General features: G+C 41.6%; 13 protein-coding genes. 8 read left to right on the top strand and 5 right to left on the bottom strand.

Annotation, left to right across the window (positions count from 1 at the left end):
- Positions 1-154 precede the first annotated feature (154 nt).
- From AACZ73_RS03715 to AACZ73_RS03700, 4 genes are all read left to right on the top strand, one after another.
- Positions 155-988 carry an alpha/beta hydrolase family protein gene (locus AACZ73_RS03715; protein WP_339875523.1) on the top strand — a complete coding sequence of 278 codons (834 nt, stop codon included), beginning with the start codon at positions 155-157 and terminating at the stop codon, positions 986-988.
- Between the two features lie 94 nt (positions 989-1082).
- Entirely contained in the window at positions 1083-1982 is a 900-nt protein-coding gene (locus AACZ73_RS03710; RefSeq protein ID WP_339875522.1) for a sugar phosphate isomerase/epimerase, read from the top strand.
- Between the two features lie 193 nt (positions 1983-2175).
- On the top strand, positions 2176-3717 hold the full coding sequence (locus tag AACZ73_RS03705; protein WP_339875520.1) for a M20/M25/M40 family metallo-hydrolase: 1542 nt from the start codon (positions 2176-2178) through the stop codon (positions 3715-3717).
- 289 nt (positions 3718-4006) lie between these two features.
- The gene (locus AACZ73_RS03700) at positions 4007-5092 is read left to right on the top strand and encodes a serine hydrolase domain-containing protein (protein ID WP_339875518.1); all 1086 of its coding nucleotides are present in this window, start codon (positions 4007-4009) and stop codon (positions 5090-5092) included.
- 29 nt (positions 5093-5121) lie between these two features.
- Here AACZ73_RS03700 and AACZ73_RS03695 read toward each other — a convergent pair whose 3' ends face one another.
- The 5 genes from AACZ73_RS03695 to AACZ73_RS03675 all read right to left on the bottom strand — a co-directional run bounded on the left by AACZ73_RS03695 (position 5122) and on the right by AACZ73_RS03675 (position 14885).
- Complete coding sequence (locus AACZ73_RS03695; RefSeq protein ID WP_339875516.1) at positions 5122-5658, bottom strand: ATP-binding protein; 537 nt, start codon at positions 5656-5658, stop codon at positions 5122-5124.
- Positions 5651-6262, bottom strand: coding sequence for a nicotinamide riboside transporter PnuC (gene pnuC, locus AACZ73_RS03690; protein ID WP_339875514.1), 612 nt, complete (start codon positions 6260-6262; stop codon positions 5651-5653). The genes AACZ73_RS03695 and pnuC overlap by 8 nt, the downstream gene beginning before the upstream one ends.
- Before the next feature lie 83 nt (positions 6263-6345).
- Positions 6346-7908: a hypothetical protein gene (locus AACZ73_RS03685; RefSeq protein ID WP_339875513.1), complete on the bottom strand. Its 1563-nt coding sequence runs from the start codon at positions 7906-7908 to the stop codon at positions 6346-6348.
- Positions 7905-9704 carry a hypothetical protein gene (locus AACZ73_RS03680; protein WP_339875511.1) on the bottom strand — a complete coding sequence of 600 codons (1800 nt, stop codon included), beginning with the start codon at positions 9702-9704 and terminating at the stop codon, positions 7905-7907. Before AACZ73_RS03680 ends, AACZ73_RS03685 begins: the two co-directional genes overlap by 4 nt.
- Before the next feature lie 69 nt (positions 9705-9773).
- A complete protein-coding gene (locus tag AACZ73_RS03675) occupies positions 9774-14885 on the bottom strand; it encodes an adenylate/guanylate cyclase domain-containing protein (protein ID WP_339875510.1) in 5112 nt (1703 codons plus the stop codon).
- Between the two features lie 302 nt (positions 14886-15187).
- Between AACZ73_RS03675 and uvrA the strand changes: the two genes are divergently transcribed.
- The 4 genes from uvrA to AACZ73_RS03655 all read left to right on the top strand — a co-directional run bounded on the left by uvrA (position 15188) and on the right by AACZ73_RS03655 (position 23189).
- Complete coding sequence (gene uvrA / locus AACZ73_RS03670; protein WP_339875508.1) at positions 15188-18004, top strand: excinuclease ABC subunit UvrA; 2817 nt, start codon at positions 15188-15190, stop codon at positions 18002-18004.
- A 164-nt stretch (positions 18005-18168) separates the two neighbouring features.
- Positions 18169-18696 (top strand): hypothetical protein, encoded by a 528-nt coding sequence (locus AACZ73_RS03665; RefSeq protein WP_339875506.1) that lies wholly within the window; start codon positions 18169-18171, stop codon positions 18694-18696.
- 301 nt (positions 18697-18997) lie between these two features.
- Positions 18998-21529: a M14 family zinc carboxypeptidase gene (locus AACZ73_RS03660; RefSeq protein ID WP_339875504.1), complete on the top strand. Its 2532-nt coding sequence runs from the start codon at positions 18998-19000 to the stop codon at positions 21527-21529.
- Positions 21530-21722: 193 nt separating this feature from the next.
- Positions 21723-23189, top strand: coding sequence for a potassium/proton antiporter (locus tag AACZ73_RS03655; RefSeq protein WP_339875503.1), 1467 nt, complete (start codon positions 21723-21725; stop codon positions 23187-23189).
- Positions 23190-23197: the final 8 nt, after the last annotated feature.

The raw sequence follows: 23197 nt of genomic DNA, 5'->3' as shown, positions 1-23197 counted from the left end.
ACCGGAGATTAAAATTATCATTAAACCTCCACCACTTTACTATTCTTTGAAGAAATTTTATTGCAAATAGACAGCGGTTTTTTGACTTTCTATGTAGAAAATCCGAGCTATGTTACCCATTTTTACTCTGAATAATCAAACCTTCTTTCCGGTAATGAAATCTAAGTTTTACTCTTTTCTAGCACTTCCATTTTTCTGCCTCCTCTCATTTACTTCCCTGGCAGGTGTAGACACCGTATCCACTTACAGCGCAGCTATGCAAAAAGAGATCAAAGCAGTAGTGATCACCCCAAAAGACTATAATGAGTCCAAAAATTACCCGGTGGTATATCTCCTGCATGGATATTCAGGGAATTATAAAAACTGGATCGAAAAAGTGCCGAAAATAGAATCCTATGCGGATTTATATAATCTTATTATAGTGACGCCTGACGGAAACTTTGGAAGCTGGTATTGGGATAGCCCCGAAGTCGAGAGTTCTAAATATGAAACCTATGTAGGAAAAGAGTTGGTAGAGTTTATTGACCAAAAGTATAGCACTATCCAAAGCCGGGAAGGTAGAGCAATTACTGGGTTGAGCATGGGTGGACATGGCGCACTGTATCTTGCATTTCGCCATCAAGAAACCTTCGGAACTGCAGGAAGTTTAAGCGGAGGGGTGGATATTGGGCCGTTTCCTGAGAATTGGGAGATGAAAAAATACCTAGGCAACAAATCCGCAAATCCTGAGCGCTGGGAAGAATATTCTGTGATGTATCAAAGCAACCGCCTGATTCCAAATAAACTGAAATTAATCATTAGTTGTGGTACCGAGGATTTCTTTTACGATGTAAATGTGAAACTCCATGAAAAACTGGTCTATAACAACATTCCCCATTCTTTCATAACAGGTCCAGGTGGGCATACTTGGGACTATTGGAGTGACGCCGTGCAGTATCAGTTGCTGTTCTTCCATACTTTTTTTGAAGAAGGGAAGAATAAAAGCTAATGTACATATACTCGGCAAATCTGCCGGTTCCCATCTTAACTAGCAAGCAGTCTAGCTGAGATTGAAATTATAATTTTACCCAAAGCCTACATTTATGTTAAACCGTCGTGATGTCATCAAACGGACAGCACTAAGTATCTCTGCTGCTTCTTTTGGACTTTTAAGTTTCAATATTCCGAAAAAAAACTCATACAAAATGGGGCTTCAGCTGTTTACCATCAGGGAACCAATGGCTGAAGATCCTATTAAAGCCTTAAAAACCATTGCAGGCTTTGGTTATCAGGATACAGAAACCTACGGATATGATGGAGCCAAAAAGCAATTCTATGGAATACCTGCGGAAGATTTCAAGAAAATTTTGGAAGATAATTCCTTAATAAGCACCAGTGGGCATTACGATTTTATCAAATTTTTCAACAGCTCTACAGAAGAGCTCCTTAGATATACTGACCAAAGTATAGAAGGGGCACATGCACTAGGACAAAAATATATCACTTGGCCTTGGTTGGATCCTGAAAACCGATCCATAGAAAAGTTTAAAGTATTAACCGGAAAGCTAAATAGAATCAGTGAGCGCGTGAACAAGGCCGGACTTGGTTTCGCTTATCACAACCATGATTTCGAGTTTGTAGATCACCAAGGCGAAAACGGCTACGACATAATTCTTCAAAACACAGATCCAAATCTAGTCAAACTTCAGCTCGATCTTTATTGGTTAGCCCATAGTGCCCCATTTACAGCGCATGAACTTTTCGTGAAATCACCTGGAAGATTTGTCATGTGGCATATCAAAGACATGGATAAAGTCAGCAGAGATTATACAGAAATGGGGAATGGATCGATTGATTATACTAAGATTCTCCCAGATGCCGCTCTGTCAGGAATGGAATATTATTACATCGAACAAGGAGGAAATTTTGCGGATAACCCCATTCAAAGTGTTAAGGATAGTGCAGATTACTTCCAAAAAAACTTGGCCCATTTGTTTGATTAACCCAAAGCGGAAGCGATGCCTGATTCAGAAGTAAACTATTAAGATATTGAATTGTTTTCACTGGCCCAGGAATCAATATAGGCTCAATAATCCACCAGCGGTACGGAAATCAGCGGTCCAAAGCATAATTTTAAACATAAATTAAATTAACTGTCTGGATTTCTTTTAGGCGGAAAAAACCAAATATATACACATGAAAAAGAGATACTTATTAGGTATTGGCCTAATGCTGCTACTTGGCAGCAATGTCCATGCGCAAAATGAGGTGATTGACAAAATCATTAAAGAGGAAACTGAAAACTCCCAACTAAAGCAGATTGCACATGAGTTGATGGACGGCATCGGTCCTAGATTAGTCGGAACACCTCAGATGAAGAAGGCACATGATTGGGCTGTAGAAAAATATAAGGGATGGGGAATCGAAGCCCGCAATGAGCAGTGGGGAGAGTGGAGAGGATGGGAAAGAGGAATTACCCATATAGATATGGTCGCTCCTTGGACTAGATCTCTAGCGGGAACTCAATTAGCGTGGAGCCCGGCTTCACCAAAAGGGGGAGCTCAGGGCGAGGTGATCGTACTTCCTGAGTTGGCGGATTCTGTTGCTTTCGCTAAATGGCTTCCTACAGTGAAAGGAAAATATGTGATGATTTCGGCTCCTCAGGTGACGGGGCGTCCTGATTACAACTGGGAAGAATTTGCTACAGAAGAGTCTTTCGAAAAAATGAAAGAAGAGCGTACTGAATCCAATACAGCTTGGAACCAAAGACTCCAGAAGACAGGAAAAGGAAGAAGAGAATTACCTCTTGCCCTCGAGGATGCAGGAGCTTTGGGAATTATTACTTCTTATTGGTCTCAGGGATTCGGTGCTAATAAAATCTTTTCTGCTTATACCAAGAAAGTACCTACGGTAGATCTTTCCCTGGAAGATTATGGCCTACTTTTCAGATTGGCTGAGGGTGGAGAAAAACCAATGATTAACCTTAACGCACAATCCAAGGAAAACGGGATGGTGCCAACGTTCAACACGATTGCTGAAATCAAAGGAACCGAAAAGCCTGACGAATACGTGATGCTTTCCGCACATTTCGACTCATGGGATGGCGGTACAGGAGCAACTGACAACGGAACTGGATCTATCATGATGATGGAAGTAATGAGAGTTTTGAAAGAAGTGTATCCTAATCCTAAGCGCACAATCTTGGTAGGCCACTGGGGTTCTGAAGAGCAAGGCCTGAATGGCTCAAGAGCATTCGTGGAAGATCATCCTGAAATGATACCGAAGATTCAGGCATTATTTAACCAGGATAATGGCACTGGACGTGTTGCCAATGTATCTGGACAGGGCTTCATCCATAGCTATGAGTATTTAGGCAGATGGATGTCAAAAGTTCCACGAAATATCACCACAGACATAGAAACTAACTTTCCTGGAAATCCAGGTGGTGGCGGATCTGATTATGCTTCCTTCGTGGCTGCCGGAGTGCCTGCGTTTTCTTTAAGTTCTTTGAACTGGTCCTACTTCAATTACACTTGGCATACGAATTTGGATACCTATGACAAAATCATCTTTGACGACGTGCAAAACAATGTAATCATGGCAGCTATTATGGTGTACATGGCAAGTGAAGAAGATGAGATGGTATCCAGGGAGGTACGTGTTCCGGTAGGAAGAGGCGGCGAGCCATCAGAATGGCCTGCTGTTCGATCTCCGACTAGAAAAGGTGGGGTTGATTAATTCTTAGAGCTCTAGCAATAATTTAAAGCCACGGAAATTATCCGTGGCTTTTTCATTTAAAAAAGTTTATATCTACACTGATCTGGAATACAGATATAAGAATCATTAGAGCGTTTTAAAAATACCAGCAGATTAATTAGTTGAGTGATTAAGAATTTTGAAAAACAATTATAAAAAGCTAATAAAAGAATAAGACCCATCCGACTTTTCAAGATAAAACGAATTGTTACATTGAAAGGAATAATGGATTTGGAAAACCTTTTGTAAATTTCAGATAAACTCCCTTGCTATGGATAGGATCCTCACTCTCTTTCTTCTGTCTTTTTTTTTCATACAAACCAACATTTTTGCCCAGCAAAAAATCCTAAGGGAAGCTGTTGAGCGAGCCGAAAAAGAAGGGTTTTCAGGGGTGATACTTGTAGCTGAAAAAGGGGAAATCCTATATGAAGACGCAATGGGAATGCGCAATTATGAAACTCGTATCCTCCTTCATGAAGATGATATCTTCGAGCTGGCATCAGTTTCTAAGCAATTCACAGCCATGATGATAATGATGTGTAAGGAAAAAGGCTTGTTGGATTTTGACGACATGGCTTCAAAATATGTAGAAACTCCCTATCCGGGAATTAGCATCCGAAACCTTTTGACTCACACTAGCGGCTTACCGGACTATCAGGCCATCATGGATGAGCACTGGGATAAAAGCAAAGTGGCAGGAAATCCCGATATACTTGAATACCTGCGGGAGTATGAACCTACTAAAGCGTTTGAACCAGGTGAAAAGTATGAGTACAGCAACACGGGATACGTTATTCTCGCCAGCATTGTGGAAAAAGCAACGGGTAGGGATTTTGTTGAACTAATGCGGGAGTGGATTTTTAAACCGCTTGGAATGAATAATACAGATATTCGTTCATTGGATGAAAAAGCAAAAGTGCAAACATTTGCGGCTGGCCATCTCAAGGATGAAAATGGAAAGTATGTCAATGCAAATACATTTCATTCTTCGGATTATACCGTCTGGCTTGGTAACAGAAAAGGCCCAGGTAGAGTGAGCAGCAATGCAGAAGATTTGTATAAGTGGGATCAGGCTCTTTACACAGAAAAACTGGTTTCTAAGGAGACGATGGATAAAGCCTACACTCCATTCAAACTAGACGAAGGTTACCTGAGTTATTACGGGTTTGGCTGGGAAATAAAACCACAAAGCCCTTTTGGAAAAATGGTCATGCATACGGGAGATAATCCAGGATACAAAACCATCATTGTTCGATTTATCGAAGAGAATAAGACCGTCATTATTCTAAACAACAACGCTCATCCAGATATGATGAGGTTGGTGGAAGCAGCTACACTATCCTTAGGGAAATGGTAGACCAAAAAGAAATTAGATAAATAGTCAGCTTATAAAGCTTCTTTATCGAGCGAATTTATTACCTGAATTGCAGTATCCTTCCTTCTCTTTTTATTACCTGATATGAGGTAAAATGGAAACCCGCTTTGCTCTGCCAGTTTCTTATATAAGTCTAGGAAGTAATTGCGCATTTCCAGTTCAGGATATTCCCGCTGCGGATCTGGAGTCCAAGGCAAATCAGTATCAGTCAGCAGAATCACATCATACTTGCGTTGTTTGATTTGATCCAAAACCCAAGGGTCAGTCTTCCCAAATCTATGCTCAGACCAAATTTGGATAACTCTCAGATCCGTGTCGCAAAAAAGGTATTCTTCAGCCTTATTTGCTGTTTTATCTTCCAAGGCAACTTGTCCTTTTCCGATTTTGACTAGATCCTCATAAACATATGCTCTTCCTAAATGTTCAAGGTATTCGCGCGCATATTCAGGAACCCAAGGTTCTTCAAAATGATTGGCCAAATCTTCGGCCAGCGTACTTTTTCCTGTAGATTCCGGACCGAGAATTAAGATTCGTTTTGGCTTAGACATTTTTCCTAGCTGATTTGATCCAGGCTATTAATCCCATGATGGCTAAAATAGTAAAGAATAGGTACTGAAAAGAGGTTAAAATTAAGCCTTTATAAAAATAGAGTGGCACAGCCACTAAATCTGTCAAAATCCAGAATATCCAATTTTCAACTTTCTTTTTGGCCATTAGCCACATCCCTACAAATGCGGAAGCTGTCGTAAACGAATCCCAATAAGGAACGTCGCTATCCGTAAAATTGACCAGCACATAGGATAAGATAAAGTAGGATAGGATAAAAATTGCTATAGAAATGGCCCATCCACTAGCTTTAAGCCATGTCACTGGTAATTCTACTTTTCCCTCATTAGGATGAGTCCATACATACCAGCCGTAAATGGACATGCTAAAATAATAAGCATTAATTCCCATGTCAGCATAGAGCTTGTACTGAATACAAATCCATACATAGATCAACGTTGAAATAATCCCGGTAGGATACACCCAGATGTGCTCTCTCATGGAATAAAATACCGAGGCAACTCCGAAAAATACGGCGATAGCTTCCAGCCAGGTCATATTCTGCAAGCCTTCCGCTAATCCATCCAGCAGGTATTGTAATTCCATTGCTCGAAATAACGAATTTTTGCGCTATTAAAAACTGTAAAAATAGATAAGCCTGCTTGATCCTTTATCAAGTAGGCTTTCATCTAGTGCGGTAAACGTGTCATCGGTGGACCATTTCTGGCAATTTTGGCATTACTGGCCGGAATTGCTCCCGAGGGAGTGTTAGTGACATAAACAGCAAAAAGCGTATTGGACACCCAAGTGCCCTGATTTGGTATGCTGGGAAAAGGATTCTGAGCTTCGATCCCACCGAAAATATATCCTGCTAGGATTTTACTGTCTGAAGGGACATTGCTCAATCTAATTACTCCATTGTCAAAAGCCATCAATTCAGCTTCCAGCGCTCTATTTTCTATAAATGTAATACTAGATCCCAACAGTCTATTGCCAACAATGGGATTTGGTAGAATAAATTCCTGGTAAGTGCCCGATGAGGATTGCTGAAAAGTGGTGACGTCGGCAATAAACGGCAGTCCATCGTTTCTTCCCTGAAAAGTAGCCGTATCAAATACCGCGCGCTGATCAGGAGTCTGAGAATAATAATACCTGCTAATTCCCCCAAACATGGTTTGATACATTGAGGAATCTTGGGGAGTTTCGTTATAAATTCTAATTACCGGACACTCATATTGGCTGAACATCTGATGAACGGACGAATCCATGGCAACCGTGGATGGTCCCGAGATGAAAATAGGGTAATCATATGCGCCGATAATTCCCGGTTTAAAAACCCCTCCCAGAGCAGTGATTATTTGTTTTCCAGTCGCAGGGTCTATGCTTTCAAATATATTTCCGTCTCTTCTGTGAAAAGGTTGATCGGCTCCGGAATTAGGAGTAGCACCATAAGCGGTGACTTTCAAGGATTGTGGGTCAAGACGGAAAACACGGATTTCATTAGAGTATTCCTGAGTAAAATCGGTCCCGCCAAATGCCCGGTATTGCCCATCAAACCTCTGTCCAAAAATCAGGTAAAAACTCCCGTTCATCATAAACAATTCACCTCCAGTTATCGCCAGCCTATCATCCTTACCGATCTGCATCATCGCTTCAATGTCACTTGCAGAAGCCCCGGATTTAATAGCTGCGGAGACATCTTCCAGTTTAAAGCGGATCACTGTGCCGAAAGTCACCATATCCGTCCCATCTGCTTTCCAGCCATAACCACCGAGGATATACATGTAATCGGAAGATTCATCATGATAGGATTGAAGATTGGTGCTTTGTAGCGGAGCTGAAAAATCATCACTCAGCTGGTTCACATCAAAGGACCATTGGTCACCCGCCATAGGATCGATGATATAAAGAAAATTATTTGCACTATCCTTCACGAAATTGTGAGCAGGAGCTGGATTGAAGGTATGCAGTCCTTGCCTTCTTCCTCCAGCTATAAAAAGTTCACCGTCCTGATTCATAGCGCTCACATAGGATTGCAAGCTCGGAAAGGCTTGCTTAGCTCCATAGTTCTGCTCCACAAACTCTATAGTAAATGGCAATGCGCCTTCAACCTCGTTGGAATCCAACATTGGTTTGGAGACCAAAACCTCTGGAGTCGCACTTTCCTCAGTCTTTTGTGAAGTGGAGCAACTGGAAAAAGCAATCACGCTGAATCCAATAACAGTAAGTTGTATTATTTGAAGTCGTTTCATGATGTCGGGGGAGTAATTGGAGTGTCTTGCATATTCTTGATAAAATATAAAACTGTCATGGTTCGCTCAGGAGACATATCCCTAGTCACAGGCATATACCTAGGGTCTGTCACATCTCTGCTCATGAAAAAAGGAATTGCTCCCCGATCTATTCCCAAAGGGCCTGGAGGCGACTTATAAAATCCAAAAGGAGGATTCAAAGCAAAAGTCTGGAATGAATTATAGTCGCTTAGGTTGATCTTCTCGGTCATTCCTGGAAATAGTTTTACATAACCTTGGAAGATATCCTGTATTTCCTCCCATGTCGGGTTTTCATTGATGGGATAAGCAGACCAAACCAAACAGGAAATCATTGCACTTTGAGAGATAGGCTGGGAAAGCAACTGATCTGGATCAGAAACATTGATGAAATAAAGTTGCCCGTCAAGCTGTGGAGTACGTGCCCCAGGATCAGAAAGCACATTGATAGTCACCGTAGCGTATCCATTTTCATTAGTCGGAGAAATAGCTGCCTCGATTGCGCCTTCAGCCTGGGGAGTGTTACCTGGATTGCTTGGTGGTACAGTTGCTCCTGGAGTATTCCCGTGCACGCTCACCACATCCACCTGAAGTTGTTTTCCTACCAAAGGCTGTTGAAGCTTACTTACATATACGCTAGTGGAAGCGGTAGTACCCGGAAATCCAGACATCCGGATCGGCCGGACCTCCACTTCTATATTGGTCTGGGTAATATCCTCCAGAAAAACTACCTGTGGACCAATGTCCGTTCGGGACATATTCAGACTGATCGCTCCGGTAAGTGCCAATGCCAGCTGTTGGTCAGTCAATGGCATTTCCACAATATGTGAATAGAGATTATAGCAAAACTCTGAATAATCCACATTTCCCAAAGACACCTGAGATCCATCAATCTGTGTAACCAAAGCTGTTAATGTACCCAAATCGACAGGCGCACCACCGGCTTTCTGTCTACAGATTCCATTTGCTAGATCTATGATTAGGAGCTTACGGCTTTGATCTATTACAAAAGGGCAATTGTTAAACATTGGCCAGTTCCAAGGCACACTCTTATCCTGAGTTCTACCCGCCAAGATTCTCGCTCCAGGATTATATCTTGGCTCGAATCCTAAAACAGGACCTAGTGATCCGGTGATTCTGCCGGTCTGGAAGTTGACATCTTCGGGTACATTGCGATATCCATCCACTATAAATCTCATAGAGATCAGGTATTCATCCTCTTCAAGTGTGGTCCGGCTTTTTAGCAAGGCTAAAACCGGCGAAACAGAATCATCGGGCCAGCTAACTTGTGGAACTCGTATGACTGTCTGGAAAACACCACAAGCATTCATATCACCACCGAAGCTATCCATGACATAATCTGAATCCTGCCAGCTTCTAGTAGCTAGGACCGCCACCCACCAAATTTGGTTTAAAACTGGCGGATCAACCAATCCTGTAAGACTCACCCCATCGGAAATAGGTATGCTCACCTGCATGCCAAAAATAGTTGGGACACCTTGCTGATATACGTCTATGTCAGCAATTTTAGCAGAAGAAGGATTGTCGGTTGTAATAAAAGGGAGATTCACCAATGGATCGGAGACTTCCCCATTTGCTCCGATAGCTGAAACTACAGTACACTCCTGCAGCTGAAAACGGTGGAGGCCTTTTGGATTTTGCCATGGAGAAGGAACTGTATTGTCCACTTCATAATGGGTGGGATCGTTATTTACGGTGGATGGATCTGTAAAAAATCTACCGTAAAAATTGATCCTGGGATAGGATAGATAACTCATAAATCTGGGCTTAAAATGAATAACTAAAATTTATCACTCTATTGACCCAAACTATTAAGAGCGCTTGGATCAAATTTTACTTTCTACAAAATACATCTCTACAAGTCCCTTGTTTTTCACCTCTATCTTTCCGCGTGGAGAGCAAGCAAATTTGCCCTTGATCAACTCGTAAGTGTGTCCACTAATGTTTATTTTACTTGCATCACCTGCTGTCTCCATTCTTGAAGCAATGTTTACAGTGTCTCCCCAGATGTCGTAAGCAAATTTTTTAAGACCCACGATACCTGCAATCACTGGCCCCGTATGTATACCTATCCGCATGCTTATGGCAGGTTTTCCTTCAGAAATTTTCGATTGCTCGTGTGCATGAATGAAGTCTTTAATTTCAAAAGCAGCCAAAATGATATTTGATGCGTCAAATTCCTTTTGAAGATTCAGTCCTCCGGCGCACATATAGCTGTCTCCTACAGTTTTGATTTTTTCCACACCGTATTTCTCCACAATCCGGTCAAACTCACAATAAAAATAATTCAGCTCAGCCACCAATTCTTCGGCAGAAAGCTTCTCGCATAGTCCAGAAAAATTCACAATATCAGTGAACATCACACTGACATTGCTAAAATGCCTCGCTTTTGATGTGCCATGATTTTTGAGCTCGTAAGCTATTTCAGGAGGCAAAATATTTAAAAGTAAATGGTCGGCCTTTTCTTTCTCCTCATTGAGCTGCTTCGTCCTCAGATGGATTTTATCTTCCATATTCTGATAAAGCAAAGCGTTTTCCAGAGAAATGGCCATCTGACTGGAAAGTATATTGATAAGATTTAGCCGCTCTTCGGTGAAAGCCCCCTCAATGAGGTTATTTTCCAAGTAGATAATACCTGTCACTTCGTTATGCTTCATGAGCGGGACAGACATAATGGATTTCATCCTTTCATGCTGAATATAAGTGTCCTTCGCAAAGCGGAGATCCTGAGTGGCGTTCTCCAAAATCAAGCTTTTACTGGTCTTGGCCACATACATAACCACTTCCTTTGCAATAGAATCAAATTGTTTCAGCGGAAGATTTTCAAAAAGTTTAGGTTCCGGAAATTTTGTGGAAGATTCGGATTGCACATTAAATCCTTCTTCATTTTTGAGAAGTAACACCATCCGCTGCGCTCCCGCATTTTCTATAATGATTCTCATCAGGATAGTTAAGAGGTCCTTCAGTCTGATTTCCTTCGAGATCGCTTCTGATGATTTCATCACGGACTTTAGATCCAAATCTTGATTGGAAAACTTCTGAACGTTGCCTTTATCATCCGCCCGCTGTCCAAATCTGAATTCTTTCTGGGAAAAATTGCTAGAACTCCGTTTAGAAGCCATTAAATCTGCAATTCCTTTAGCACCAAGCAAATCATAGGCGTATTCAGAATCACTCAAATGAATTGCCGCAATTTTCTTTTTTTCGCCAGTAAGATGCAATTCAAACAACCTTCTGTTTGCGAGTGCCTGCATCTGCAAGTATTCGTAATTCTCTGCAGCTTCCAAAGCCTGGTAATAGTGCTTTTGAGCACCATCTACTGAGCCTTTCACTCTCTCTAGTTCTCCTGCCAATAGCTCATACTTGTGCAAAAAATTACTTGGACTATGAAGGGAAAACTTCCTGAATTTACTTACAATTCCCCTCAATGCTCTCCCCCATTTGAGTTTATTCGTAGCATTAGCTTTAGGTAATAGTGCTGCCAATATTAATCCTTTGTAGAAATAATGCTCTGCTGTGTGAAGCATTCCCGGAGAATCCTTCAAGTACTGATCAGATTGTAGGGAGATCTTGTACGCTTCATCGTACTGCTCCCATAGATAGAGCGACTGCATCTTATTGATGTAATAAAAATGAGCAAAATGTCGGGAGTTAAATCCACTCAATTGCTGTATATAGTGCTCTTCATCAAAACTCTGGTCAGAAAAAGAAAGGTTGTTTACTGTCTGACCTTTTAAATTTTTTATCGCCTGATTTACCGCTGCGATGGTGAGTACAGCTTCTTCCAATTGGATTCTGTTGAGAAAATCCAAATAGGCTGCACTTGAATCCAGTATTGAATCAAACTGCACCCCGCGCATAAAATAACTTTGGACCATTGCACAACTTGCACAACTTGCATGGAAAAGGTCACCGACTTCCAATCCTGAATCGTAGGCATTTTGCCAATAAGTCTCCATTTCCAAGGCAGATTTTCTCCAGGGAATGGCAAAATATCCCGTTACAAAATTAGCCTCAGCTCTAGCCCCATAGCTATGGTATTTTTCTATAAGTGCCAAAGTAAGTTGCCCGATTTTATAACCTGTGGTTCTAAAGCCTAGAATACCGCTATGAAATACAGGACCGAATCCCAGGAAGCCGATAAATCCTCCATCCGTATTTCCATGTTTCAAACATAGATTAACCATGATGGCACAGACAAGCACACAAAGCTCCGGTCGGATCTGAAAAGCAGACTGCCCTGCTGCAGCCATAAGCAACATAGCCGTTTTGAGTTTTTGATCCTGCATCTCAGGCAGATTGATCAGATCTTCCACTTGGCGATTGCCCATCAGGCTTTTATATTTCACAAACTCTATCGCCAAACTGGGTGGAGAGAAAGTTGCGGGAATTTTGACCCCTAGCTCTGAAGTGACCTCTCTACAGGCTTTGTAAGCAGCATCAAAATTTCGAATGTTATTGAAAAATTGAATTTTTCGAATGGTAACTTTTGCTTTATCTACGACATCATCGGTATGCAGTAATGCTTCGTCAAAAAATGCCTCCACCACTGTATTATTTCCTACGAGGTGCTCCGATTCTGCACGCTGTAGATTGAGATTCCGAAAAACATGTTTGGGCAAATTGAGATTTTTAAGCTCTACCAGATCCATCGCTGTTTTAATATAGCTTAAAGCTGATTCGTACGCATTTGCATATTTTGCGCGAACGCTGGCGGCTATATTCAGCGAAACCAATTTTCTTAGGATTTTTTCATCATCAATCAGGCTTTGCGCAAAATTGAAATGATCAGTGACCGTATAGATGTGGTCTGAGTTCTCAATATTTCCAAGTTTGGCTGAAATACTCTTTGCTATAGCATAGCGCACTGCTTTCTTTTCCTGGTCAGGAAGCATTCCTAGGGCAGCCTGTTGAATCTTATCATGCTGAAATCCATAATCATCATCCCCAGACCGTTCCTTGGTTTTGATATTTTCGATGATGCACAATTTCTCTGCAAGCTTAAGCTGCATGTCCAATTCCTCTTCACTGATATCAACTAATCCGCTTAAAATTTCAATGGAGAATGTATTGCCAATGCAGGAGGCATATTTCAATGTGACCTGAACTTCAGCAGGAAGCCTGAAAAACAGCTCCGCCATCAGGTCAATGACATTATCAGAGATTTTTACCCGATGGGCTTTTTCAGCACTGTAGGTCCAATAGTGTGAATTATTCGATAAATAGATTGCTCCGCTTTCGTAAAGCGTAAGAAGGCACTGTCGGATAAAAAACGGATTACCAAGTGTCTTGCGGAAGATAATCTGAGCCAGTTCGGAGGATTTATCCAGTGGAATAGACAAAGAATCTGATACTATCTCAGCCACCGAATTCTGATCAAGTGGCTTTAATTCTATCAGCGTAGAAATAGTATTGTGCGCCTTCAGCCTATCCAGCATCAGCATAAGGGGATGAGATGGAGACACCTCGTTTTCCCTATAAGCACAGATAATCAGTAAATGCCGTAGGCTATGATCTTGCAAGGTTGTTTCCAACCATCGTCTGGTAGTAGAATCAAGCCACTGCAAATCATCCAGAAAAATACACATAGGATGATCCTGGCTGGCAAATGATCGAATGAAATTATTAAAAACCTGATTAAATCGGTTCTTGGATTCATTCATAGGCAACTGCGGCACCTCTGGCTGTGGACCAATTAGAAGCTCCAAATCCGGCATGATATCAATGATCAACTTTCCGGAATTTCCCACTGCGTGAAGAATACTGCTTTTCCAATATTCGCGCTGCTCATCACCTCTAATCAGAATCTGATCAACCAAATCATTCAACGCCAGCAAGAGCGAACTCAGCGGAGGATTCTTTTTGTATTGCTCGAACTTTCCCGAGATAAAAAAACCCCCTTCCAAATCGATGTACTTCTGAAACTCCCGAACGAAACTTGATTTACCAACCCCGGAATAACCACTAACAAGCGCTAGCTCGGCCTTTTGACTTTTGGTGCGCTGGAAAATCTCATTCAGCTGTGATAATTCCAGGTCTCTACCATAAATTTTTGAAGAGATCTGAAACTGATCCAAGTGATCTTGAGTGCCCAGTGTAAAATCAGTTATTTCGTTTATGTCCAAAAGTCTATCCAAACACTGCTGTAGATCATTTAGCAACCCTGAGCAACCCTGATATCTCTCTTCAGTATTTTTCTTTAAGAGTTTCAGAATCACTTTCTCCAGAACATCAGGAATATCTTTCCGGTATTTTTTTGGGGATTCCGGCAAAAGTGCCAAATGAGCATGCATTAATTCTACAGGGTCATTTAGCTTAAAAAGAGGCCTTCCTGTAATCATTTCAAATAACACTGCCCCAATGGAATACAGGTCAGTCCGGTGATCAATCGGTCGGTTCATCCGCCCAGTTTGCTCTGGAGAAATATAATGAAGCCCTAGTTCAAGGGCCTCACCCACATTAGAATAATTCAAATCCCGACCTCGCTCAATCGCAAAGTCAAATCCCCATACCTTGATTTCTCCGTGGCTGTCCACGATGATATTGGTAGGGTTAATATTTTTGTGAATAATATTTTTACTGTGCAGGTAGAGAACCGCTCTGGTGATTCCCATGGCTATTTTGAGGAAATCAATTATGTCCAGCTTACCTCTTTTTAAGTATTCTGCGAGCGTCTCGCCAGTGACATCCTCATTGACTAAAATCGGCAAATTCTCTAAATGCTCCAAGCCTATGGGTTGTACTATATTAGGATGGGAGAGTTTAGAGAGAATGGAAAATTCCTGCTTCATATGATTAAGATCGCGAAAAGTAGGATAAGCAGATCGGAAGGTCTGAATCGTCACGGGCTTGGAATCCAAGACACGATTCGCTTTATATACGATGTATCTGGAATTCTCCCTAACCTTATTGAGTATATTAAATCTTAGATCAGACATTTAAAAAATTTGGGTAATTGGTAGTAAGTGTTGGGTCATTTGGTAAAATAATAGTACAATTTAGCAGATGTATCTTAGTAAAGTACAAAATCCAATTAATTATTTTGTATGTAAAAAGTGTCAAACCTGCCTTTCACCACCTAAATATTGTATTCTGCCCTGAATTGAATCAAGCTATAATCAGGCGTTCGAATGATTCTATTGGTGACTTAAATAATAGCAAATCCTATTTCTCAACATTTAGTGAGAACCTTCCCAACTTTTTCCTGACTTTGACTGTTGGTTTTGTAACTTTGCCAGCTATGACTTTGAGCACTTTACCCGCTAAAACAGATATCGACTCACTCGATCCCAAAGAATTCATCATCATCAAAAACGCCCGGGTGAATAACCTAAAAAGTCTGAGCGTTGCGATTCCAAGAAATAAATTTGTGGTAGTTACCGGACTTTCAGGTTCTGGTAAGTCCTCTTTAGCATTTGATACACTTTTCGCCGAAGGACAACGCATGTATGTGGAAAGCCTTAGTTCCTATGCTCGCCAATTCCTTGGCAGGATGGAAAAACCTGATGTAGAATACATAAAGGGCGTGGCTCCAGCCATCGCAATCCAGCAAAAAGTCAACACCAAAAATCCAAGATCCACCGTCGGAACAACTACGGAGATTTATGATTACCTGAAATTACTTTACTCCAGAATAGGTAAGACGATCTCCCCAATTTCTGGCAAGGAAGTGAAGCATCATACCGTCACAGACATCGTGGATTATATTCAGTCTTTTGACGAGGGATCCAAAGTCATGATTTCATGTCCGCTACAAGTGGAGCGCGGAAGAAAAATTAACCAAGAGCTGGAATTGCTTTTACAAAAAGGCTACACTCGAATTTTGATCGATGATGAAGCCTATTATGTAGAAGATTTGCTTCAGGAAAAAAAAATCCAAAAAGGAGAATATGAGATCTTGATCGACCGTGTGTCAGTGCAAAAAGAAGATGAGGATAATCAGTTCCGAATTGCCGATTCTGTGCAGACAGCACTTTTTGAAGGTCACGGAGATTGTAAAGTGACTATCCCTGGTAAGGAGACCAAAAGCTTTTCAGATAGATTTGAGCTCGATGGAATGCAATTCGAGCTTCCTTCAGTAAACTTTTTCTCTTTTAACAATCCCTTTGGAGCTTGCCGAACTTGCGAAGGTTTTGGTAATGTGCTGGGCATTGATCCAGACTTGGTAATTCCTGAGAAAGATCTTTCTGTCTACGAAGGTGCGATTGCTCCTTGGCGCGGTGAGTCTTCCAAAGCTTGGGTGGAGCCACTTTTGAAAAAAGGAATTGAGTTTGATTTCCCAATACATCGCGCATATGAAGACCTGAACGAAAAGGAAAAAGCTCTTCTTTGGACAGGAAATAAATACTTCAAAGGGCTAGATGCTTTCTTCAAAGACCTGGAAACCAAAACCCATAAAATCCAATACCGGGTTATGCTTTCCCGCTTCCGTGGCCGTACCACTTGTCCGGATTGCAAAGGCACACGCTTGCGCAAAGATGCTTCTTATGTCAAAATCGCCGACAAATCCATTATCGATATTGTATTGATGCCAATAGATGAGGCATTGCCATTTTTCAATAATCTAGATCTTCCTCCACATCAGGCTAAGATCGCCAACCGATTATTAAAAGAAATCCAAAGTCGATTGGAATACATGGATCAGGTTGGGTTGGGTTATTTGACGTTGAATAGGCTTACTTCCTCGCTTTCCGGAGGTGAATTTCAGCGAATCAAATTGGCTACATCTTTAGGTTCTGCACTAGTGGGATCCATGTATATTTTGGATGAACCAAGCATTGGGCTTCACCCAAGGGATACAGATAGACTGGTTGGTGTGCTGAAATCCCTTCGGGACATGGGAAATACTGTCATTGTGGTGGAGCATGAGGAAAAAGTGATGAAGGCGGCAGATCAAATTATTGACATCGGCCCGGATGCTGGGGTTCACGGTGGAGAATTACTTTTTCAGGGCAGCATCGAGGAGCTCATGACTTCAGCCCAAACTCACACAGCCAAGTACCTTCGTGGTGAGGAGCAAATTTTCCAAAAGGATGGCAATAGAAAATGGAAAGATTCCATCTTGGTAAAAGGAGCTAGAGAGAACAACCTAAAAAATATTTCAGTCAAATTCCCACTTAATACACTCACCTGTATAACAGGTGTTTCCGGTTCGGGCAAGTCTACCCTAATCAAGAAAGTTCTTTACCCTGCCCTAGGTAAAATGTTGGGTACAGTCATCGACGAATCTGGTAAATACGATAAGATAGAAGGAGATTTCAAGTCGATAACTCAAGTAGAGTTCGTTGATCAAAACCCAATTGGGAAGTCTTCCCGCTCAAATCCAGTTACCTACGTGAAGGCTTACGATGCGATCAGAATGCTATTCTCAGAGCAGACTATTTCCAAGCAACGCGGATATAAACCAGCTTTCTTCTCCTTCAATGTCGATGGAGGTCGCTGCGAAAACTGCGCCGGCGAGGGTATCACTACTGTAGAAATGCAGTTCATGGCGGATATCACCTTGACCTGCGAGTCCTGCAAAGGCAAGCGGTTTAAGAATGAAATACTGGATGTCAAATACAAGGAGAAAGACATATCTGATGTATTGAATATGACCATAGATGAGGCTTTGGACTTCTTCAAGGGTAAAACTCAGATCATCAATAAACTTCAACCGCTTCAGGAAGTAGGCTTGGGATATATTGGGATGGGACAAAGCTCCAATACACTCTCTGGAGGTGAGGCTCAAAGAGTGAAACTCGCTTCCTTCCTAGGAAAAGGAGGCACCAAGCAAAGCGATCACATTCTCTTTATCTTCGATGAACCGACGACAGGACTACATTTCCACGACATCAAAAAACTCCTCCACTCTATCAATGCACTAATCGACCAAGGTCATTCGGTCATCATCATCGAGCATAACACCGAGGTAATCAAATCGGCTGATTGGGTAATTGACTTAGGTCCGGAAGGGGGAAACAAGGGAGGTTATTTGACTTTCACAGGAACGCCGGAATACATGATGAAGGAAGAAAACAATTATACTGCTAAGTATCTGAAGGAGGCTTTTGTGTAAATATTCAATTAGATTACTTCAAAAGTGCCCAACTCCTTTGTAATCTAATTTCTTAATTATCCTTAAAGTTGCGGTCAATTATTTTGGAAAGGTACACTTGATGGATATATTAATACCCAGCACTAATAAATTCAGATGTGTAAGTATCTAACTCAAAAGACACTATGATCCACCGTTTGCTAGTTTTCTTTATTTTGTCTGTCATTCCAATGATTTCTTCGGCACAAAAAAGAGTCGAGGTAAAAGATCCCGAAATTAAATTTAGCTATGTTTTGCCACAAGGCTGGGAGGTAAAAGACGACGGGTATGATTATAAGATTATATCCAATAGCATTGATAACACAGTTATATCCATGACTTACCTAGAGAGCGCTCAGGGATCTGGAAATTTTGAAGCAATAGGTGCACAATCTCTAGAAGAAAATTTTCTTTTTGATTTAAAATATGTTTTACCTGAGGAGTTTTCAAATTTAAAACCACAGGAAACCGGAAGCTCTACGATCGATGATACTTTTGCTAACTGGGTGAAGTTTCAACATGGTAAAAATGGAGACCAAGTGGGTATTTATTACATGTACGAAAAGCTCAACCAAACCTTTAAAATAACTGTGTCATCTCCGGCGGCACAATTCGAAAAAGCACAACCGGTTTTTAATTCAGTAGTCAACAGTTTCCATGCGGAAAAGCTGTAGTAAAAATAGTGCTTCTGAGGATAGCCGAAGACCTCAATTCGAGGCTTAGACCATATGGGAATCCTAGAAAATTATTCATCTTCTTAAAATCTTCCCCAATTCCGCAGGACTCACTTTTCAGATATCGGATAAATCTCTTCGAGTCTGCTAGTTACGATTCCATCGTATACAGCAAAGAGTGTTAATTAAATACGCCGTACTAGTCTATCACTCATTTAAGATGTATGAGCTTTTTTTTAATCGGTGTCAATGCAAATCACAATTCCTTATAACTTTCAGGATAGCATTTACACCACCCCCTATGAAAAAACTCTTACTCTTATCACTATTCGTTTTTTCGATCACCATCAGCTCTTGGGCACAGATCCAAACTCCAGAGCAGTTTTTGGGCTATAAGCCCGGAGATCGATTTACTCCCCATCACCGTATGGTCGATTACTTCGAGCATGTCGCTGCGAATAATCCAAATGTTAAACTCATCCAATATGGCGAGACCAATGAGAAACGTCCACTGATAATTGCAATACTTTCCAGCTCCGAAAACATGTCAAATCTGGAACAAATACGTACAGATAATCTGAAAAGAGCTGGTCTGATGGAAGGCTCTTCTACTACTTCTGTTCCGATCAACTGGATGTCCTTCAATGTCCACGGAAATGAATCTGTGGGAATGGAAGCTGCTATTTCATCCTTTTATACACTAGCAAATCCTGCTAATGCGACTTCTCAGGATTGGCTAAAAAATCAAATTGTGATCATCGATCCTGCTATCAACCCAGATGGTCGTGACCGCTACGCAAACTGGTACAACCAGAAAATGAACACTACGCTTCAGCCAGATTTGCAATCCGTAGAGCACAATGAACCTTGGCCTGGTGGACGTGCAAACCACTATCTATTCGACCTGAACCGTGATTGGGCATGGCAAGTGCAAGTGGAGTCTCAGGCAAGAATGAAAGTATATCAGCAATGGATGCCGCAGCTACATTTGGATTTTCATGAGCAAGGCATCAACAATCCATTTTATATGGCACCCGCAGCTGAGCCTCTTCATGAGCAGCTGAGTCCATTTCAACTTGAGTTTCAGGATATTTTTGGTAGAAATACTGCCAAGTACTTTGATGAGGCAGGAAGATTTTACTTCACCAAAGAGCGCTTCGATTTGCTTTATCCTTCTTATGGTGACTCTTACCCGATGTTTAATGGAGCTATCGGAATGACTATCGAGCAAGGTGGCGGTGGTCAGGCTGGTATTGGTGGATTTGATGCAGTTGGAGATACGGTGACCTTGAGCTATAGAATAGAAGGACACTACACTGCGGCAATGTCTGCGGCGGAAGTGACTAGTAAAAATGCTGATCGCTTACTTTCTGAGTTTGAAAAATTCTATAAAGACAATTCAACTAACCCTAAAGGGCAGTACAAAAGTTTTATCATCAAAGGTGAAAGCAATCCTGCGCAGGTAGCCAAGTTGCTGGAATTACTCGACAAAAATGGGATTCGCTATGCAAAAGCGGCTTCTAAATCCGGATTGAAAGGATTTTCCTATGGAACAGGAAAAACTGAATCCTTTGCCATCTCTGACCAGGATATAATCATCAGTGCCCACCAGCCAAAATCTGTTCTAACTCAGGTGCTTTTTGAACCAAATCCTGCCCTTCATGACAGTATCACCTATGATATTACAAGCTGGTCTATGCCATATGCATATGGATTGGATGCTTTTGCTGTAGAAACTAAGCTTGAAGCGGAATCAGCCTATGAGAAACCATCTTTCACTGAAAATCAAGTAGGCAAAACTCCGGTTGCGTACATTGCAGCTTGGCAAGGAACCCGTGACGTAGCTTTTTTATCTGCTCTTTTAAATGCTGGCATTCGGGTAAAATTTAATGAATTTGATTTCGAAGTGGAAGGAAAGAGTTTCCCTGCTGGATCACTGATGATCACCAAAGGGGGAAATGAATATGTTCCTAATTTTGACCAGAAGATGGTAGAGATAGCCAATAAGTTTGGTGTGACCCTCGCCACCACCATGAGCGGATACGTGGATAAAGGAAAAGATTTTGGCTCGCCAAATATCCGCATTCTGCAAGCTCCAAAAGTAGCACTAATCGGTGGAGAAGGCACCAATTCCCTGAACTATGGAGCTATCTGGCATTTCTTTGAGCAGGAGCTGAACTATCCATTATCCAATTTGGAAACTGGAAATATGTCTCGCTATGATCTTAATAAATACGATGTAATCATCATGCCATCTACCCGTGGAAGTGCGCTTACTGAATCTTCTCAGAAGAGCCTAATGGAATGGGTACGCGGAGGCGGAAAACTGATTGCCATCGACGGAGCCCTAAGTATGTTTGCCAATAAAGAAGGCTTTTCATTGAAGACTTATGACTCGGAAGATGACAAAAAGGCCGCTGAAAAAGTCGCTGATTCACTGGCGAAAGCTGAGCGTCTAGCTCCTTACCAAGAAGGTGAGCGTGTGGCGATCTCGGGAGGAGCAGCTGGCGCCATCTATCAAGTGGATATGGATGTCACCCATCCATTGGGCTATGGCACTGGTGGAAAATATTATACCTTGAAAAACAATTCCAGTCGATATGCCTACTTGAATAATGGTGTGAACGCAGGTGTCATCTCTTCAAATGAAGCCCATCGTACAGGCTACATTGGATACAAAATCAAATCTTCGATGGGTCAATCAATGGCAATCGGTGTTGAAAATGCCGGACGGGGTGAGATCGTTTACTTTGTAGATGATCCGATTTTCAGAGGATTCTGGGAAGCTGGTAAATTAGTTTTAAGCAATGCTATCTTTATGGTAGGACAGTAAGTTAGAGCCAAGAGATTAGATTCAAGAATTAAGAATATACAATAAAGACCGGCCACTTAAAAAGGGTCGGTTTTTCCATTATATAACTCCTCCGGTCCATACGAATCAAACATTTCCGGCAATTTTCATTAGGTAAGTATAACTTTTATGAATTGCCATACGTGCCAAGTTTTACCAATCTACCAATTCCTTTATGGTCTTTACCGCCCAAAACATACTTTTAATCAGTTCTCTTCTACTTTTAGCCGGAGTTTTAGCCAGTCGAACCTCCGGAAAAACAGGCGTACCACTGCTGTTGATTTTCTTAGGAGTGGGAATGCTTGCGGGTTCCGATGGCATCGGGGGAATAAAATTTGACAGCCCAGCGATCACTCAGCTACTTGGAATTATCGCACTGACCTATATCCTTTTCTCGGGAGGTATGGATACCAAGTGGCCAAGCATCAAGCCTGTTGTATGGGCGGGAGTTTCACTGTCCACCATTGGAGTATTGTTGACCAGTATGTCTCTAGGTGGCTTTGTTTATTGGATTACAGATTTATCTCTTTTGGAAAGTATGCTTCTCGGAGCAATAGTGTCCTCCACCGATGCCGCAGCGGTATTTTCTGTATTACGTGCGAAAAGTCTTGGGCTGAAAGGAAATATTCGTCCGCTACTAGAACTGGAAAGTGGAAGTAATGATCCGATGGCTTATTTCCTAACTATTTCTATTCTAGGTTTCATCACCTTGGAAACAAATTCTGTCTGGGAAATTATACCGCTATTTCTGATCCAAATGGCTGTTGGTGGATTGTTTGGATGGTTATTTGGACGAGCGATTGTATTACTTATCAATAAAGTTAAGCTGGACTTTGAAGGATTATATCCGGTGATGCTGCTGGCCATGGTGTTGATCACCTACACCGTAGTGGACCTTGCCAAAGGCAACGGATTTCTTGCAGTTTACATCGCTGCGATCACGGTAGGCAATGCAAACATGGCCCATAAGAAAAGTCTGATGAAGTTTTTTGATGGGGTGGCTTGGTTGATGCAAGTTGTGATGTTTATTACACTTGGGCTTCTAGTGTTTCCAAAACAGCTTTTCCCAGTTGCTGGTATCGCTTTAGGTGCTGCAATGTTTTTGATATTTATTGCCAGGCCATTAGGCGTTTTCTTCGCACTTTCCTTTTTCAAATTTAGCCTTAAAGAAAAAACATTTATTTCCTGGGTCGGATTGCGTGGAGCTGTTCCGATTGTATTTGCCACACTTCCGCTAATCGCAGGAATAGAGATGTCTTGGACGATCTTCCACATTGTGTTCTTTATTGTTCTTACCTCAGTAGCAATTCAGGCTCCCACGCTTCCTTTGGCCGCCAAGTTATTAGGACTTGCACTTCCAGCAGAACTTAAGCGAAAGACACTCTTAGATTTGGAACTATCAGATGATTTCAAAAATGCCGTAATGGAAATTCGACTGGAAAAAGACAGCGTGGCCAATGGTAAAAAAATTCTGGAAGTAGGTTTTCCTGCCAGCTCATTGGTGGTGGTGGTCAAACGTGACAGAAAATTCATCACTCCTAATGGCCACACCCAATTGATGGAAGGAGACAATCTAATGATTATGCTGGAAGATTCTTCTCAGGAAACAGCAATTAGAAATTTATTGCGAATTGGGTCTTAGCTCAAAGG

This window comes from uncultured Algoriphagus sp. (genome assembly GCF_963974835.1).
In the GTDB taxonomy this organism is placed as follows: Bacteria; Bacteroidota; Bacteroidia; order Cytophagales; family Cyclobacteriaceae; genus Algoriphagus.
The sequence above is the reverse complement of the archived record's forward strand: the minus strand, read 5'-3'. Positions and strand labels throughout refer to the sequence as shown.